At 64.4% G+C, this 17,596-nt stretch carries 13 protein-coding genes; 3 read left to right on the top strand and 10 right to left on the bottom strand.

Annotated features, from left to right (window positions below; translation table 11 throughout):
• Positions 1-116: 116 nt before the first annotated feature.
• Positions 117-893 carry a lytic transglycosylase domain-containing protein gene (locus VVR85_RS03305; protein ID WP_368519788.1) on the bottom strand — a complete coding sequence of 259 codons (777 nt, stop codon included), beginning with the start codon at positions 891-893 and terminating at the stop codon, positions 117-119.
• Positions 894-1,126: 233 nt separating this feature from the next.
• Here VVR85_RS03305 and VVR85_RS03300 point away from each other — a divergent pair, with 233 nt between their 5' ends.
• Positions 1,127-1,549 (top strand): hypothetical protein, encoded by a 423-nt coding sequence (locus VVR85_RS03300; protein WP_368519540.1) that lies wholly within the window; start codon positions 1,127-1,129, stop codon positions 1,547-1,549.
• Between the two features lie 27 nt (positions 1,550-1,576).
• On the opposite strand, the gene VVR85_RS03295 is transcribed toward VVR85_RS03300, so the two are convergent.
• Positions 1,577-2,188: a MazG nucleotide pyrophosphohydrolase domain-containing protein gene (locus VVR85_RS03295; RefSeq protein ID WP_368519539.1), complete on the bottom strand. Its 612-nt coding sequence runs from the start codon at positions 2,186-2,188 to the stop codon at positions 1,577-1,579.
• Between the two features lie 69 nt (positions 2,189-2,257).
• On the opposite strand from VVR85_RS03295, the gene VVR85_RS03290 reads away from it, so the two are divergent.
• On the top strand, positions 2,258-3,757 hold the full coding sequence (locus tag VVR85_RS03290) for an amino acid permease (protein ID WP_409338174.1): 1,500 nt from the start codon (positions 2,258-2,260) through the stop codon (positions 3,755-3,757).
• Between the two features lie 123 nt (positions 3,758-3,880).
• Here VVR85_RS03290 and adhP read toward each other — a convergent pair whose 3' ends face one another.
• The 3 genes from adhP to VVR85_RS03275 form a co-directional block, all read right to left on the bottom strand.
• A complete protein-coding gene (gene adhP / locus VVR85_RS03285) occupies positions 3,881-4,906 on the bottom strand; it encodes an alcohol dehydrogenase AdhP (RefSeq protein ID WP_368519538.1) in 1,026 nt (341 codons plus the stop codon).
• A 401-nt stretch (positions 4,907-5,307) separates the two neighbouring features.
• Complete coding sequence (mfd, locus tag VVR85_RS03280; protein WP_368519786.1) at positions 5,308-8,964, bottom strand: transcription-repair coupling factor; 3,657 nt, start codon at positions 8,962-8,964, stop codon at positions 5,308-5,310.
• 5 nt (positions 8,965-8,969) lie between these two features.
• Positions 8,970-9,617, bottom strand: a complete 648-nt coding sequence (locus VVR85_RS03275) for a TetR/AcrR family transcriptional regulator (RefSeq protein ID WP_368519537.1) — start codon at positions 9,615-9,617, stop codon at positions 8,970-8,972.
• Positions 9,618-10,258: 641 nt separating this feature from the next.
• Here VVR85_RS03275 and VVR85_RS03270 point away from each other — a divergent pair.
• A complete protein-coding gene (locus VVR85_RS03270) occupies positions 10,259-10,897 on the top strand; it encodes a hypothetical protein (RefSeq protein WP_368519536.1) in 639 nt (212 codons plus the stop codon).
• A gap of 86 nt (positions 10,898-10,983) precedes the next feature.
• On the opposite strand, the gene VVR85_RS03265 is transcribed toward VVR85_RS03270, so the two are convergent.
• The 5 genes from VVR85_RS03265 to VVR85_RS03245 all read right to left on the bottom strand — a co-directional run bounded on the left by VVR85_RS03265 (position 10,984) and on the right by VVR85_RS03245 (position 17,548).
• A complete protein-coding gene (locus VVR85_RS03265; RefSeq protein ID WP_368519535.1) occupies positions 10,984-11,796 on the bottom strand; it encodes a transcriptional regulator in 813 nt (270 codons plus the stop codon).
• Positions 11,797-11,864: 68 nt separating this feature from the next.
• Complete coding sequence (locus VVR85_RS03260; RefSeq protein ID WP_368519534.1) at positions 11,865-13,238, bottom strand: L-serine ammonia-lyase; 1,374 nt, start codon at positions 13,236-13,238, stop codon at positions 11,865-11,867.
• A 72-nt stretch (positions 13,239-13,310) separates the two neighbouring features.
• On the bottom strand, positions 13,311-14,681 hold the full coding sequence (locus VVR85_RS03255) for an HAAAP family serine/threonine permease (protein ID WP_368519533.1): 1,371 nt from the start codon (positions 14,679-14,681) through the stop codon (positions 13,311-13,313).
• A 368-nt stretch (positions 14,682-15,049) separates the two neighbouring features.
• Positions 15,050-15,760 carry a trimeric intracellular cation channel family protein gene (locus VVR85_RS03250; RefSeq protein WP_368519532.1) on the bottom strand — a complete coding sequence of 237 codons (711 nt, stop codon included), beginning with the start codon at positions 15,758-15,760 and terminating at the stop codon, positions 15,050-15,052.
• Between the two features lie 66 nt (positions 15,761-15,826).
• Entirely contained in the window at positions 15,827-17,548 is a 1,722-nt protein-coding gene (locus tag VVR85_RS03245; RefSeq protein ID WP_368519531.1) for a multicopper oxidase family protein, read from the bottom strand.
• Between the last annotated feature and the right edge of the window lie 48 nt (positions 17,549-17,596).

The raw sequence follows: 17,596 nt of genomic DNA, 5'->3' as shown, positions 1-17,596 counted from the left end.
CCTCTAGAGGTTAGATGTGGGCGCGCCCCGAAAACATGGGACGCCTACCTAGCTTCCATTTTTACCGAAAACTTGCCCGCGGCGTGGCCATATTCGCTTTCTGTGCCGGGCTGGCCTTAGCTGGTAGCCGGTTGGCCAATGGCATAAGAATTGGCCGCAGCGGCGACTTTCCGCACGTATTCCCCCGATTGGTTGTAGGCGAGCACACCAGCGACCCACCCCTGTTCGTGCGAAAGGTCACGTCCGTCCAAGCACAACAATTTCGCCGCCCCGGCCGCGGCGTCGTCGATCTGGTTCGGGTCCGGGTGTCCGTCCCCGTTGGCGTCCACCCCGACGCGCTTCCAGGACTCGGGGATGAACTGCATGGGGCCGACGGCCCGGTCGTACTCGGTATCGCCGTCAAATTCGCCGTTGTCCGTGTCCGGGATTTCGGCCGTGTTGTTGGTCCCGTCCAGGCTGATGCCGACGATGGGCGGCTGCGGGTAGCCGTTGCTATCCAGCGAGGACGGTTTGAACCAGTTGCCCGAGTAGGTGCCGTGCCGGGTCTCCACGTAGCCGATGCCGGCCAGCGTGTTCCAGCGCAAGTTACAGCCCGGCCAGGAATCCCGGGCGATAAGCTCTGCGTTGCCGTAGGCGCGCAGCGCCTGGGCGGGGATCCCAGTCTGCTCGGACAGATCCTGGGCCCAGTAGGTCAACTTGTCCGCGGTGCGCCCTGGGGCGTGGACGTTGATGTCGGCGACTTCTGCCGGGGATTGCGGCGGAACGTTGTCCGGCACTGGGTCGAGCTTGCGTACGGGCGAGGGCGCCCCCAAAAAGGACAGTGACCAGCCCACCAGCGCGACGATCAGCACGATGGCGAGGACCGCGGCGCAGCCGCATCCCCTCAGTGCCATCTTGCCCGTCCGTTGAGTCACGAGGTCATATCCTACCGGCCTGCTATCGCCCGGGGCGAACTGCGACATGAGGGCGCCGCGACCGGCGGAAAGGGTCACAAATTTGCAACATTTGTCACTCTTTTAACTTTTGTAACAACTTCTCGGCTATGTTCTATCTGGGCTCTACCCGGCCAGCTGCCGGGCCCTGGCCCTTTCCTTAACCTCTCTTCTCACCCCAAAGGACTTTTCTCATGCGTTCTCGCCTTACCGCCGCTGCGACCGCGGCAGCCACCGCTTTGACCCTGGCCCTGGCCCCGGCGGCCCAGGCCGCCCCGTCCATCCTGGATCTGGGATCCCAGCTCATCAAGGGCGCCGACTGCAACACCCTGCGCACCACCCTGCACGCTATCGATGCCACCACCTCCGGCGAGCTGCTGACCCCGGAGACCACCCGCAACCAGCTCTCGCGCAACCTGCGCGAGCTCAACCCCAACGGCCAGACCTTCTCGCCCATTCAGCTGGCCGCCACCAAGTTCGCCGGTGAGACCGCCGACCGCGCCCTGGAGTGCGGCATCGTTAAGCAGGACACCCTGCTGACCGGCGGCACCGGCCTGTCCTCCCAGCTGGGCGACTACCTCCCGCTGCTGTCCTCCACCCTGCGCCAGGGCGCCTAAAGAAAACTGCTCAGAAGAACTGAGCAGCTAGGAGCGACGGCTGCGCGCCTTGCCCTCCCGCCAGAGACGCTCCTGCTCTTCGCTCGGCACGACCGTGCGTGTGCCGTCGAAGAGGTAGGGGCTGCGCTGGCGCATCTTGTTCACGAAGCTGGCCGCCACGTCCGCGAATTCGAAAGCACCCCGGCGGCTGGCGATCTCGGCATGGAAGAGCACCTGCAGGAAGACGTCGCCTAGCTCGGCGCAGAGCTCTGCTTCCGCGGCGCCGGAGCGCACCGCCTCGGCGAATTCGGCGGATTCTTCCTCCAGATACGGCAGCAGGCTGGTGTGCGTTTGCGCCCGCTCCCACTCCCCGATGTGCAACGCCCGCGTCATCACGCGCTGCGCCTGGCCGACCGGGTCCTGCCGCGACTCCGCCTCGATGACCGCCTCGCCCGCCGCAATCCGGCGTCGGGCCTCCGGGTCGTTGTCGTCGGTGGTCACCAGCAGGCCCTCGGGCGTTTCCCCGGTTACCAGATCGGAGAAATTCCACCGCACCTTCACGGGAACTTCGCTGGTGAAAGACACCGGGCCGGCAAGCCGGCCGTGCGCCTGCATGGGGATCAGGGTGGGCCAACGTTCATCGAGCAGCAGGACAGTCATAGACCCCGAGTATAGGGGGTCGTCTTCGCTGAATTCCCTTGCGGGCGGTATACACGATAGTTTTAACGGGTGACTAATCAAGATTCCCCGGTGGTGGCAGCGACGGGCCGCTCCCACTCCGTGACGCTATGGACGCTGGTAGCGCTCATTATCGGCTCCACGGTGGGCGCGGGCATCTTCTCCCTGCCGCAAAACATCGCCTCCGTGGCCGGCCCGGGCGCCATGCTCATCGGCTGGCTCATCGCCGGCGTCGGCATGCTGTCAGTCGCCTTCGTCTTCCAAATCCTGGCGCACCGCAAGCCCAACCTCGACTCCGGGGTGTATTCCTACGTGCGCGCCGGCCTGGGCGATTTCATCGGCTTCACCTCCGGCTGGGGCTACTGGCTCGGCTCTGTCATGGCGCAGGTCGGCTACGCCACCCTCTTCTTCAACACTGTCGGCCACTACATCCCGTTCTTCAACGCGGACCACCAGTGGACCTCCGCCCTGGCCGTTTCGGCCATGACGTGGCTCATCTTCGCCGTGCTAGCCCGCGGCATCCAGCAGGCTGCCTTCATGAACCTGGTAACCACCGTGGCCAAGCTGGTCCCCATCCTGGCCTTCATCGTCCTGGTCGCCTTCCTCGGGTTCAGCTGGGACAAGTTCACCTTCGACTTCTGGGGCCGGGCCTCCGAAGCCAGCCTGTTCGAGCAGGTCCAGGGCATCATGCTGTTTACCGTCTGGGTCTTCATCGGCGTGGAGGGCGCGTCCGTCTACTCCAAGCAGGCCCGCACCCGCGGCGACGTCGGCCGCGCGACGGTCGTCGGCTTCTTCTCCGTCCTCGCCCTGCTGGTGTCCGTATCCACGCTATCTTTCGGCGTGCTGAGCCAGGAAGAGCTCGCCGCGCTGCCGGACAACTCCATGGCCTCGGTTCTTACCGCCGTGGTCGGCCCGTGGGGCGGCGCGCTCATCTCCCTAGGCCTGTGCCTGTCCGTGCTGGGCGCTTATGTCTCCTGGCAGATGCTGTGCGCTGAGCCCATCGTGATGATGGCTATCGATGGCCTCATCCCCCGCCGCATTGGCACCGTCAACGTAGCCGGCGCCCCCTGGGCCGCGCAGCTGATTTCCACCTCGGTCATCCAGGTCTTCATCATCATCTTCTACCTGAACGAGACCTCCTACAACGCCATGGTGCAGCTGGCGACCATCATGTACCTGCTGCCCTATATCTTCTCCGCGTTCTATCTGCTCTTGCTCACGGTGCGCGGCAAGGGCCTGAACCACCCGCACGCCGGGGTGCGTTTCGATATCTCCGGGCCCGAGGTCGGTCGCCGGGACAACCGCCGCCACTTCGCCATCGCGCTGGTGGCCTTCATCTACTCGGTCTGGCTCATCTACGCCGCCGATCCGGTCTACGTACTCTTGGGAGCTCTGGCGGTCATCCCGGGCATGATTCCCTACGTCGGCACCCGTCTGTACAAGCGCGAGCGCGTCTTCAACGCCTTCGAGTGGGGCGTGGTCGTCGTCGTGACCATCGGCGCCGCCATTGCCATCTGGGGGCTAAGCACCGGCTCGCTCACCCTGAGCTAGCAGCGCCGCTTTAAAGACCACACGGCCCAGGCACGCGGCAAAGCCCGGTTGCTCTCAATGCAGCAACCGGGCTTTTTCGGTGGGTTTTCGCGGGCTAGCTAGCAGCTAGCGCTCAGGGCGCGGCTAGTAGCGGATAACCCGTCGGCCGTCCACGCCGCCGTTGATGAGGCCATCGAAGACGTCGTTGACGTCATCCAGCTTGACCTCGGTGACGGTCGGCTTGATCTTGCCGCGGGCGTAGAAGTCCAGCGCCTCTTCCAGGTCCTGACGCGTACCGACCAAGGATCCGCGGATGGTCAGGCCCTTGAAGACGATGTCGAAGATCGGCGCCGGGAAGTCTCCCGGGGGAAGGCCGTTGAAGACGATGGTGCCGCCCTTGCGCGCCATGCCGATGGCCTGACCGAAGGCCTGCGGGTGGACCGCGGTCACGAGCACGCCGTGGGCGCCGCCCTGGGTGTATTCCTCCACGGCCTGAGCCGGATCCTGGTCCTTGGCGTTGACCGCGAACTCGGCGCCGTGCTTCTTGGCGAGCTCGAGCTTGTCGTCCGCGATGTCCACCGCGATAACGCGCATGCCCATGGCCACGGCGTACTGCACGGCCACGTGGCCGAGGCCGCCGATTCCGGAAATCACCATGAACTGACCCGGCTTGGTCTCAGCCTCCTTGAGGCCCTTGTAGACCGTCACGCCGGCGCACAGGATGGGGGCTACCTCGATGGGATCGGCGCCTTCCGGGATGCGCGCGCAGTAGCGGGTGTCGACCAGCATGTACTGGCCAAACGAGCCATCCACGGTGTAGCCGCCGTATTCGGCCTCGTTACACAGGGTTTCCCGGCCGGTACGGCAGTACTCGCAGGTGCCACACGCGGACCAGAGCCACACGTTGCCCACGATGTCGCCTACCTTGACGTCGTGCTCGCCCGGCCCCAGCTTGACGACCTCGCCGACGCCCTCGTGTCCAGGCACGAAGGGCGGCTCCGGCTTGACGGGCCAGTCGCCGCCGGCGGCGTGGACGTCGGTGTGGCAGATGCCCGAGGCGATGTTCTTGACCAGCGCTTGGTTGCGGCCGGGCTCCGGCAGGTCAACGTCTTCGAGGTTAAGCCGTGGGCCGAATTCTTCGACCACCGCGGCGCGGAATTGATCTGACATGGCGGTTGGTTCCTTTCTACGTTGCTCACTGCCCCAGGCAGTCCACTTGAACTAGTCAACCCGTGGCATCTTCGACTGGATGTCATACGTACCGGCGCAAGTGCCTTAACCAGCAGCGTAGAAGTGGCGAAGGGGCCACGCTAGGGCCCTACCCCACGTGCGAAACCTGCGAAGAACAGTGTTAACACCGCGTGGTGTGGACCCACCCAAGTAGTTCCTGAGGCGAACCAGGGCCGAGCCCAATTTTACCCAATGTTATGCCCGATAACACTATTAATGACTTAAAGTGATCTACTGCACGCCCTGCTCATGGTGCCAATTTTCATTAAGGGAAAAACTTACCCCCCCGCCAAACTAAATAGTCTGACGGGGGAAGCGTGCCGCGTAGGCGGCGAGCGCGGCTACTGTCCCACCGAAATGACGTTCTTCTTGTCCTTCGGTTTCGGCTTGCCCGGGTCGTCGCCGGTGACGTCGATCTTGTCCACGTCGAACATGGCGGAGATGAAATCGGCCACCCACTGGACCAGCTCGGTATCGCGCAGCTGCGGCGAGGTAACGTTCCGCCCCGCCTTCGGGAAAGGCACCTGAAGAGCCTGGGCCGCGGCGCGGTAATTCGACCCCGGGTACAGGCGCTTGAGGCGCACCTGCTTGGAATCAGGCAGCTCGACCGGGTGGAACTTCAGGCGGGTGCCCTGCACCGTGACGTCGGAGATCCCCGCCCGGCGCGCCTGGTGGCGCAGCCGTGCGACGGCCAGCAGGCGCAGGACCTCGGTGGGCACGGGCCCGAAGCGGTCCTCCATCTCCTCTCGCACGGCGCGCAGGTCCTTATCGTCCTGGGAGGCCGCGAGCTTGCGGTAGACCTCCAGGCGCAGGCGCTCGGAGTTGATGTAGCGCTCCGGGATGTGGGCGTCCACCGGCAGATCGATGCGGATTTCCTTCGGGGCCTCGTCGGTAACCTGCGGGGTCTCGCCCTTGGCCAGGGCCTTGAAGGTCTCCACGGCCTCGCCCACCAGGCGCACGTAGAGGTCGAAGCCGACCCCGGCGATGTGCCCGGACTGCTGGGCGCCCAGCACGTTGCCGGCGCCGCGCATCTCCAGGTCCTTCATCGCCACGGCCATGCCGGCGCCCAGGTCGTTGTTCTGGGCGATGGTGGCCAGGCGGTCGTAGCTGGTCTCGCTGAGTGTCGCACCCTTCGGGTAGAGGAAGTAGGCGTAACCGCGCTCGCGGGAGCGCCCCACGCGGCCGCGCAGCTGGTGCAGCTGGGACAGGCCCATGTGGTGGGCGTTTTCCACGATCAGGGTGTTGGCGTTGGCGATGTCCAGGCCGGTCTCGACGATGGTCGTGCACACCAGCACGTCGTACTCGCGGTCCCAGAAGCCCTGCACGGTCTTTTCCAGGACTTCCTCGGGCATCTGCCCGTGGGCGACGACCACGCGGGCCTCCGGCACGAGCTCGCGGATTTCACGCGCCTTCTTTTCGATGTCCGCGACCTTGTTGTGGATGAAAAAGGTCTGGCCATCGCGCAGCAGCTCGCGCCGGATGGCGGCGGCGACCTGCTTGTCCTCGTAGGCGCCGACGTAGGTCAGCACCGGGTGCCGGTCCTCCGGCGGGGTGAGGATGGTGGACATCTCGCGGATGCCGGCCATGGACATCTCCAGGGTGCGCGGGATAGGGGTGGCGGACATCGTCAGCACGTCGACCGAGGCCTTGAGCGCCTTGATGTGCTCCTTATGCTCGACGCCGAAGCGCTGCTCCTCGTCCACGATGATGAGCCCCAGCTGCTTCCAGTACACGCCCGTCTGCAGCAGGCGGTGGGTGCCGATGACGATGTCGACCGTGCCCTCCGCCAGGCCGGAGATGATCTCCTTGGCCTCCTTCTGGGTGGTAAAGCGGGAAAGCACCCGGATTTCCAGCGGGAAGCCCGCCATGCGTTCCGCGAAGGTGTTGTAGTGCTGCTGGGCCAGCAGCGTGGTCGGCACGAGGACAGCGACCTGCTTGTCGTCTTGGACGGCCTTGAAGGCCGCGCGCACGGCGACCTCGGTCTTGCCGTAGCCCACATCGCCCACCACGACGCGATCCATCGGCACGGTGGATTCCATGTCGTGCTTGACGGCATCGATGGCCAGCATCTGGTCCTCGGTCTCCACGAAGGGGAAGTTGTCTTCCATCTCCTGCTGCCAGGGCGAGTCCTCCGCGAAGGCGTGTCCGGGCGCGGCCTGGCGCTTGGCGTAGAGCTGCACCAACTCGCCGGCGATTTCGCGCACGGCGGCCCGGGCTTTCTTCTTGGTGTTCTTCCAGTCCGAGCCGCCCATCTTGGACAGCTTCGGGGCCTCGCCGCCGGTGTACTTGCTCAGCAGGTCCAGCGAGTCCATGGGCACCCACAGCTGATCCGCCGGCTGGCCGCGCTTGGAAGCGGCGTATTCCAGCACGATGTACTCGCGCCGCGAGGTCTCGTCCCCGGCCTTGATGGTGCGCTCGGCCATCTTGAGGAAGCGGCCGATGCCGTGGGTTTCGTGCACGACGAAATCGCCCTGCTTCAGCGCCAGGGGATCGACCTTGTTGCGGCGCTTGGCCGGGCGGCGCTTGGCACCGGCGATATCGCCCACACGGTTACCGGTCAGGTCGGTTTCCGTGATGACGACCAGCGGCAGGGCCTCCGCGTCCTTGAGCTTGCGCACCTTGGGGAAGACCAGCCCGGCGTGGCTGAGCGCCTGGTACAGGGTGACCTTGCCGGGGCTGGGCTCCCAGCCCGGGGTGGCGACCTCGGTGGGGATCCCCTTCTCGGCGAAGCGGTCGACCATGCGTTTGATGGCGCCGTGGGCGGGCGCGATAAAAGCCGCGCGGCCGCCGGCCTGGGTGTGGGCCAGCAGCTCGGCCATCATCTGGTCAATGGCCTTGAGATCCCCGCGCGGGGTCGGGCCGGGCTCGAACTCCAGCGGCAGGGTCTGCGCCTCGTCGGCGGCGAACATGCCGGGCGGCGCAAAGGTCCACAGCGGGCGCCCGGAGTCGGTGACCAGGTCCGAGAGCTCGTCGTAGTCGCGGAAGCTGGCCGCGGACAGGTCGAGGCCCTCCGTGGCCAGCGGGCCGTCGGCGCCCACGGCGGCGGCCTCCCAGCCGGCGGCCATGAACTCCGCGTCCGTGTCGACGAGGTCAGAGATGCGCGTGCGGATCTTCTCCGGCGCCACGAGGACCACGTGGGCGCCCGCGTCCAGGAAGTCGGTCAGGGGGACCATCGGGGCATCGCTGAGCGCCGGCAGGAGCGCCTCCATGCCGTCGGCGGGGATCTTCTCGCCCAGCTTGGTCAGCAGCTCCACCAGGGCGGGGTTGCCCGGGTGCTTCTGGGCCAGCTCCCCGGCCCGCTGCGCGACCGCGTCAGTCACGGGCAGCTCGCGGGCGGGATAGACGTCGACGGCGCCGACCTCGATCTCGGGGATGGTGCGCTGATCGGCCACGGAGAACTTCCGGATATCAGTGATCTCGTCGCCCCAGAACTCCACGCGCACGGGGTAATCCAGCGTCGTCGGGTAGACGTCCAGGATCCCGCCGCGGATGGCGTATTCGCCCTTCCGGGCGACCATGTCCACGTGGCGGTAGGCCTTAAAGTCCAGGGCCTCCACGAGCGCAGTAAGGTCGTGCTCTTCCTCCTCCGCGAAGTGGATCGGCGCGCGGCCTTCCACATCCTTGAGGATGGGCTGGCTAAAACCGCGCGCCGCGGTGACCACCACGCGCACGTCGCCGCGTGCCAGCCGGTCGAGGACCTGCGCGCGGCGGCCGATGATATCCACGCCGGGGCTTAGACGCTCGTGCGGCAGTGTCTCCCAGGCCGGGAAATAGGCCACGGCGTCGCCCAACATGGCGGCCAGTTCGGCGCTTAAATCCTCCGCCTCGCGGCCCGTCGCGGTGACCACCAGCACCGGCGCCTGGTTGGCCAGCGTGCCGATCGCCCAGGGGCGCGCCTGGTCAATGCCGGTGATGTGGAGGGCCCGCTCCCCCACCTGGGCCGCCAGGCCTTTCAGCTTCGGATCGGAGGCAGCGACCTTGAGCAGGCCGGCCAGCATTGCCGTCATGAATTCTCCTCTTCCTGGGTCTGCCCCGCGCCACCGGCCGGCGGCGCGACGAGCTTCGGCTGGGCTTGCATGTCGGAGAGCCCATTCCAACACAAATTAACAATATGCGCGGCCACGACCTCTTTGTCCGGCTGGCGTACATCCAGCCACCATAGCGCCGTGGTGGAGACCATCCCAACCAGCGCCTGGCCGTAGAGCGTCGCCAGTTCCTCGTCCAGCCCCCGGCGGGCGAAAGCCCGGCCCAGTATATAGCTGACCTGGCCAACCGCCGTATTCAGCAGCGTCCCATAGGAGCGCTCCGTGCCCGGCTTGGAATCCCGCACCAGAATGACGAAACCGTCGGTCTCCTCCTCCACGTAGGTCAGCAGCGCGAGCGCGGCCTGCTCAATGCGCTCCCGCCAGCTGCCGTGGTCGATCGCCTCTGTAATGACGCCCTCCAGCGCCACCATCTCCCGATCCACAACGACGGCGTAGATGCCTTCCTTGCCCCCGAAATGTTCGTAGACCACCGGCTTCGAGACCCCAGCCCGCGCCGCGATCTCCTCGACGCTAGCCCCATCGAAACCTAGCTCAGCGAAAGCCGCCCGCCCCACAGCCAGCAGCTGTTCGCGCCGCTGGCGGCCCGTCATGCGTCGTTTCACCATGCCTTAAAGCCTAGCCGCCGATGCCCCCGGCCAGCACCACCGGGCCTGCCACCCACCGCAGCGCCCCAGCGCGCACCAACCACCCACAACACCATTGCCCAACCTCGCTACAGCGCCACAACCCGATTATTCCGATCCCCGGCCCGTAAGGTAGTCTGTTAGGGCACAACGCCACTTCAATGGAGCGTCGTGATTCCCCATGGTGTAATCGGCAACACTACGGTTTTTGGTACCGTCATTCTAGGTTCGAGTCCTAGTGGGGAAGCTTTTCGTTTACCCGCCCCGACCGGTTTCCACTGGTGGGGCGGGTTTTTACCAATCCGACGTCCAACCGGCCCAAACTTTCTGGGGCTATTTTCTGTTTTTCGCGGTGGACTTTCTCGTACCCCACTCACCGTGTCTAGCACTAGACAAGAATCTGGCCGACGCATAAGCTCGAGATCAGACGGCAAGGGAAAGGTCCCGGCCATCGAACATGGAAGAGAGTCCGACATGCACAAGACTAGTGTCTTCACCCAACACCTCACCACCACACTCGTCACTGCCACAGGTGCGGATTCCCGCATTTCCTGAGTGGGACCGCGGGCGCTTCACACAGTTCTGGAAACCCACTCCCCTCATCTTTGACCGAGAGTTAAGACATGACCTATATCATCAGCGCGACCCAGTTCGACTACGACTTGGAGGTCTGGGGCGAGACGCTCCCGGAAGTGCGCAAGAAGCTCATCGACGAGGCCTTGTACCAGGGCATAAATATGGACTGCTGGATAGACCAGGTCCACGCGGTCTCCCCTCTCGATGAGTCCGTATTGGACGAGGACGAGCTCGCAGAGATCAACGACCCGCGCCCACTGAACTCGGATATCCTGTGTGAGTTGGCCATCCACGTCTGGGGCGCGCCGGACGTCAAGTACGAGGTAACTGAGACTCCCGTCTCCATCACCCGCGGCGAACTCAAGGCATCCCAGCACCTGCTGGGTTTGGACAATGCCGGCATGGCGCACGCGCTCAGCGTCGCCCCGCGCACCTACGCCCGCTGGATCGCCGGGACCATGGGCATCCCGATGGGGATCCGCGAAGACGTGTGCGGCCTTTTTGCTCGCATGGACAAGGACGCGGCCGAGCTCAGCGAACTGCACTACCAGGAGACGATCGTCGTCTACCCGAGCACCGAGTCGGAACAGCAGCTCGTCGGCCGCAGCCTGGGCTGGGAGCAGCGCACCTGCGAGCTCGCGATGCGCAAGCACGGCGTGCCCGTCTACCTAGGCGGCGAGGTCTAATGACCCACTAGATCGCTAAAAACGCCCCCGCAAGTAACCATCAGGTCACCTGCGGGGGCGCTTCCATATCGCAGCTCTGAGCTGCGTTAGCTGCGGACCTTCACGAGGTCGCGGTACACAGTGGGCTCGGAGACTTCCAGACGCTCCGCGGCTGCGGCGATTCCACCTTTGAGCAGGAAGAAGCCTGCTTCTTCAAGGTCCGCAACGACCTCCAGACGCTCGTCTCGACGCATCTGGTTTGGCGCAGCGCCTTGCTTTTCTAGTGCGGTATCCAGCATGGATTCCAACAGAGACTCCAGGTTGGTCCGCAAGCTTTCCAGGGAGTGGTGGTTTTCTTCCTCTGCCTCGTCCGAACCGGTGTTGGTTGCGTTGGAGACGGCCGCAGCGCTCGTGGCTTGCGCGAGCTCTACCGCCCGGCGCTTGGCCTCGGCCGTGGTCGGCATGGGAGCTCCCTCGGCAGCGCTGTCGCGGGATTCCCCGATGAGGCTGCCAGCTAGGCGCTGCACGTTGACGAGCTCGGTGATGTCAACGTTCACGCAGACCATCCCGATGAGTTCATTGGACTCATCCCGGATGAAGTAGCTGGACGAACGGCAGATTCGGCCGACGGCGTTTACTGAGCGGTAGCCCGCCACGAACGGAATGGAGTCGTGGGAACCTTGCTTCATGAACCACAGGGCGAAGTCCGTGACCGGGCCGCCGACCTTACGGCCACTGATGTGGCTGTTAACGATGGCGATGATGGACTCATCCGGCACGGTCAGGTCGTGCAGGACAACCTCACAGTTGGGGCCCATCGCCTGGCCCATGAACTCAACCAGGGGAACGTAGCGGGCATGCAGGTCGGCCGTGTCTTTCACCGGTGCGGAGGTGATGAGGTCTTTCAATGCCGTGTGCATGTCCGCGTTCCTTATCTCTGGTAGGGGCTCAATATTTTGCTGTGATTTTTCTTACGCTTACCGTAAGTTTAGCTGCAAGGCAGCAGTCGGGGGAAGAGAACGGTGGCCAGACCGCCCTCGGAGGTCTCCCGGTACTTGGAGTTCATGTCCTTACCGGTCTGGTACATGGTCTCAATGACGTTGTCCAGGGACACGGTCGGGTCGGACTCGCGCTCCAGGGCCATGCGGGCCGCGTTGACGGCCTTGACGGCGCCGACCGCGTTGCGCTCGATGCAGGGCACCTGCACCTGGCCGCAGACCGGGTCGCAGGTCAGGCCCAGGTTGTGCTCCATGCCGATTTCGGCAGCGGCGCACACCTGCTCCGGGGTGCCACCCATCAGCTGTGCCAGACCGGCAGCAGCCATCGAGCAGGCCACGCCGACCTCGCCCTGGCAACCAACCTCAGCGCCGGAGATGGAGGCGTTCATCTTGAACAGGGCGCCCACCTGGGTACAGGTCAGGAAGTAGTCGCGGTAGGTGTCCTCGTCGACCGGGGCGACGAACTTGTCGTAGTAAGCCAGCACGGCCGGGACGATGCCGCAGGCACCATTGGTCGGGGCGGTAACCACGCGGCCACCGGAGGCGTTGACCTCGTTGACGGCCAGGCCGTAGACGTTGAGCCAGCTCATGGCGCTCAGCGGGTCGTTGCCGCCGTTCGGCTTCTCCGTCAGGCGCTTGTACAGGACCGCTGCGCGGCGGGGAACGTGGAGCTTGCCCGGCAGGGTGCCCTCGGTGGTGATGCCGCGCTGGATGCCCTCCTTCATGACCTCCCAGACCTTGGCCATGTGTTCGCGCACTGCCTCTTCGCCGTGGGCCTCAATCTCGTTGGCCATGGCCAGCTCCGGGATGGACAGGTCGTGGCGGCGGCACAGGTCGAGCAGGGCCGCGGCGGTCGGGTATGCGTACGGTACCGGCTGGTGCGGAGCGCAGGCGCCGCCGACTTCCTCAGCCTCGACGATGAAGCCGCCACCGATGGAACAGTAGAACTTCTCCATGACGACCTCGTCGCCGTTGTAGGCGGTCAGGGACATGGTGTTCTCGTGTGCCGGGTGGAAGTCGGAGCGGAAGACGATGTCGTCGAAGTCGACCATGCGCTGGGCCGAGCCGATTTCCAGCTTGTTCGTGGCGCGTACCTTGGCCAGGAAGACCGGCATTTCGTCGATGTCGACGGTCTCCGGCTCGTTGCCAGCCACGCCCATGATGATGGCGTCGTCGGTGGCGTGGCCCTTGCCCGTCAGGGACAGGGAGCCGTAGACCTCGGCGTGGATGCGGTCGACCCGGTCGATGATTTCGGCGCGCTCGAGTTCATCGACGAACTGGCGGCCGGCCTTCATTGGCCCCAGGGTGTGGGAGCTAGAGGGCCCGATACCAATCTTGAACATTTCAAAGATACTGACGAACATGGCTGGATTACCTTTCCGAAGTTTTCCTATTCCCGTAGTGGGAGTACCGAAGTGGGGGCGGAGGAAGTGGTCTTAGAAGACCTGGATGATGTTGTAGACGATGGTGGCTACGGCCACGATGCCGATGACGGTGATGAAGTAGTTGCCGAAGTTTCCGCGGAACTTCTTCAGGGCGTCAATCTTGTGGATGGCGTACTGCGGCATCAGGAAGAGCAGGATGGCAATCGTCGGGCCACACAGGGTTTCAATCATGCCCAGGATGGACGGGTTAGCCCAAGCAACCAGCCAAGCGGAGACCAGCATGAAGATGAGGGTGCCGGTTTCCAGAGCCTTGTTGCGCTCCAGGCGGCCGCCGGAGGACTTCACGACGATGCCTTCGAAGCCTTCGGCCGCACCGAGGTAGTGACCCAGGAAGGACTTGGCGACGGCGATGATGGCGACAATCGGGGCGACCCAAGCGATAATCGGGTCATCGAAGTGGTTAGCCAGGTAGGACAGGATGGTGATGTTCTGTTCCTTGGCCTCTGCGACGTTCTCCGGGGACAGGGACAGCGCGCAGCTGAAGACGAAGAACATAACCACGCCGACCATGAGGGCCTCAGCGGCGGCCAGGACCTGGCCGGTCTTCTTATCGGCAGCTGCACCGTACTCCTGGCGCTTTGCCTTGGCGAAGGAGGAGATAATCGGCGAGTGGTTGAAGGAGAAGACCATGACCGGGACCAGCAGCAGCAGGGTAACGCCCAGGCCGTGGCCGGAGACGCGGGAAATCTCGCTCATGTCGAAGGTGCTGAACAGGGCGCCCGACCAGTTCGGGATGAGGTACAGGGACAGCAGGACCAGGATGGCGATGAACGGGAAGACCAGGACGGACATGGCCTTAACCACGAAGTCGTTGCCCATGCGGACAATCAGGATGAGGCCGCCGACCAGGATGGCCGACAGGAGCCAGCGTGACGGAGGCTCAATGCCCAGCTGGTGCTGCATGAAGCTGGAGACCGTGTTGACGATGGTGACCGAGTAGACCAGCAGAATCGGGTACACCGACAGGAAGTACAGGATGGTCATGGCCATGCCGGCCTTCGGGCCGAAGTGCTCCTCGACCACCTGGGTCAGGTCAGCGTCCGGGTTGGAGCTAGAAAGCATGAAGCGGGTCAGCGCGCGGTGGGCCATGAAGGTCATCGGGAACGCAACCAGCGTCATGATGATGAGCGGGATGATGCCGCCCTGGCCGGCGTTGATCGGGAGGAAGAGGACGCCGGCACCAATTGCGGTACCGAACAGGCTCAGCATCCAGACCGTGTCGGTCTTGTGCCAACCGCGAGGATCGACGGTGGGCTTTTCGTCGGCAAGAAGGGTGGCCGTGTTCTTTGCGTTGACGGCCTGCGAATCGCCAGAGCCGGATTCTGAACCGGCGGCGTTCTGCGGGTTGATGATTGTGGACATTGTTGTCTCTCCCAGTAGTGCGATATGTGAGCCACTTTCAGGACTCGGGTGGGACTGCCATCTGGAACCCTTGTGACGGCTGCCACTCGATTTCCCTTTCGTGTTAGTTGTAACTTTATCCCTCCCCCGAGGGTTGTGCAAATAAATTTGCTGCAAAACCCAAGAAAATGACTGCAATGTGACCAAACACTCAGAAATACGGCGTACCCAGCAGGTTTATCGCCCTATAGCGATACGGTAGTACCGTTTAACTGCGTGCAAAACCGCCCTTTTTGCACGAATGACAAAGATTTTTTCAGCCCTTTAGCGGAAATTGCAGAGTAATTTTTATCAGCTTCAGGCCTTTTATCACGACCGCGAGCGCGCGATTACTTGCGGCGCTGCCCCCACCAGCGGTTTCCGGCGCGCCGCACGAACTGCGCCATGTGTTCCGCGGTGTAGTTCACGGGCGCGCGACCCGGGCGGGCCAGCACCCACCCGCGCCAGTAGGCCAGCACCGCCAGGCCCGTGCCCACCAGCGGCGCCACCAACATGCCGAGCGCCTGGAATCCGGAGATGGAAAAGCCCACCATGACCACCCCCGTAATAATGGCGGGCACGGCATAGAGCGGGCTGCCGCCGAAGATGCCTGGAATCTGCCCCGAAGCGATGTCACGAATCATTCCCCCACCCACGGCGGTCAGCACGCCCATGAACACGCAGGCAATCAGCGGCATCCCGTGGGAGAGCGCCTTGACGCACCCAGTCGTGGACCACACGCCCAAGATGATGGCGTCGCCGTGGACCTTGAAGATCTCCCAGACTTTGCCCTTGAGATCGGTCAAGAACGCCACCAGCGCGCCCACGCAGGCCAGCCCCAGGTAGGCCGGGTCGGACACAGCGGCGGCCGCGCCCGCCCCGATGAGCATGTCGCGCATCATGCCGCCGGCCAAGGCCGAAAACAGCGCGAGGAAGATGAAGCCCACGATGTCGAATTCCCGCTTGCGGGCAATCGTCCCGCCGATGATGCCGTTGAGGACCACCCCGATCAGATCAAAGACTTGATAGAGGGTGGAGATGAGCGGATCGACGTCGTGCATGCTTTCCACAATAGGCAACCGCGCGGAGCCCAACCCCGCCCGGATGCCCTTTGCCTGCTGTGCTGGCTACTTGGCGTCCAGATTGGACTGGTGCCCGCCGGGGTTGCCGCGCGGCGCCGGCTCGTTCGCACCAGCCGCGGGCTGGGCCTGATTGGTCGGCGCGTAGGGGCTGCGGGAGGCATCGATAGAGCCGTGCTGGGCGTGGTTGGACGAGTGCCCGGCGTGCTCATCGAAGGTCATCGCCGCCGGATTCACGCGCACGTCGGGCTCGTCGCCGGGCTCGACCACGACGAACTGCCCCATCATGCCCTCGTCCTCGTGCAGGAGCATGTGGCAGTGGAACATATAAGGGATGGTCGGGTCTGGGTAATAGCCAAATTCCACCAGAAGGGTCGCCGTCGCCTTCGGCGGAAGGTCGATGGTGTCCTTCCATCCCTGGGTCGGAACCTCAATCCCCTGCCCGTTGAAGTCCAGGATCTTGAAGCGGGAGTTGTGGATGTGGAAGTTGTGCGGCCAGTCCGCGTTTTCGTTTTCCACGTGCCAGATTTCCGGCTTGTCGTGTTCAATGACCTCGTCCACGCGGGCCATGTCCATAGACTCGCCATTAATAAGGAAGGTATTGAGCACGAACGTGCGCTCCTTCAGCCCGTCCGAATCGGGCGTCTTGTCCGCGGCCGGGTCGAGCTTTGCCGGCAGCGCCGGGGCTTCCGGCGCGTCATCCTGGGGGCCGCGCAGGGTCAGCAGGTCGAAGGAGTCCTGGAAGCCGAAGTCCACGGTGTACTCGCCGTTTTCGGGGATGCCGAAACGGTCCTCGCGCGGGTGGGAGACAAGCTTGATTTCCTCGCCCGGGGCCAGGTCCACTAGGGCCTCGACGCGCTCACCGGGGCCGAGCAGAATGTCGTCGGCCTCCACCGGCGCGCCCAACAGTCCGGAGTCCGTGGCGATGACCTGGAAGGGAGCGTCGTTGTCCAGGCTGAGCGTGTAGAAACGCATGGTCGCGCCGTTTAAGAAACGCAGCCGCACCCGGCGCGTGGTGGCCTGGAAAAAGCAGTTGGTCTGGCCGTTTACCACCGGAGTGGTACCCATCAGGCCTAGTGTGTCATCGATCCGGTTGTCCAACTGGTCGTCGTCAGTGAATTTGAGATCGCAGATGACGACCGGGATATCGTCCACCCCGTAGTCGTGCGGGATTTCCAGCGATTCGGAGACCTCGTCGTCCAGGATGAACATGCCAGCCAGCCCGCGGTAGGCCTGCACGGCGGTCTGCCCGTGCGGGTGCGGGTGGTACCACACCGTGGCGGCAGGCTGCGCCACCGTCCAGGACGGCTCCCAGCTCTCCCCCGGTTCGATGGGCGAGTGCGGGCCGCCGTCGGCATACGCCGGCAGCTTCATCCCGTGCCAGTGGACGGTGGTCATCTCCGGCAGGTTGTTATCTACGCGGACCTTGACCTCCTCGCCCTTCTTGGCGCGCAGCGTCGGGCCCAGGTAATCGCCGTTGAACCCCCAGGTCCGCGTGCGCGGCTGGCCGGGCAGGATCTCGGCATGGCCGGCCTGGGCCTGCAGGTTGAACGTGCGGGTTGTACCCTCCAGCGAGCCTTCATAGAGCGGCGGGATGGCCAGCTCGCGCAGGTCGCCGTCGTAGCCGCGCGGTGCGGGCTGCTGGCTGGACTGGCTATCAGAGCACGCCGCCAGCGCGGGGGCCGCCGCAGCGCCCAGGGCGGCGACGAGCGTGCCGCGGAAAAACATTCGCCGGTTGAACGGGCGGTGCACATGGGCACGAGCGGGCATAAACAATCACCTTTGCCTTCACAACACCGTGAACAATTGATACTCCCT

The sequence above is a fragment of the Corynebacterium sp. LK2590 genome, assembly GCF_040946105.1.
Classification (GTDB): Bacteria; Actinomycetota; Actinomycetes; order Mycobacteriales; family Mycobacteriaceae; genus Corynebacterium.
This window is presented reverse-complemented; position numbering and strand designations above follow the sequence as displayed.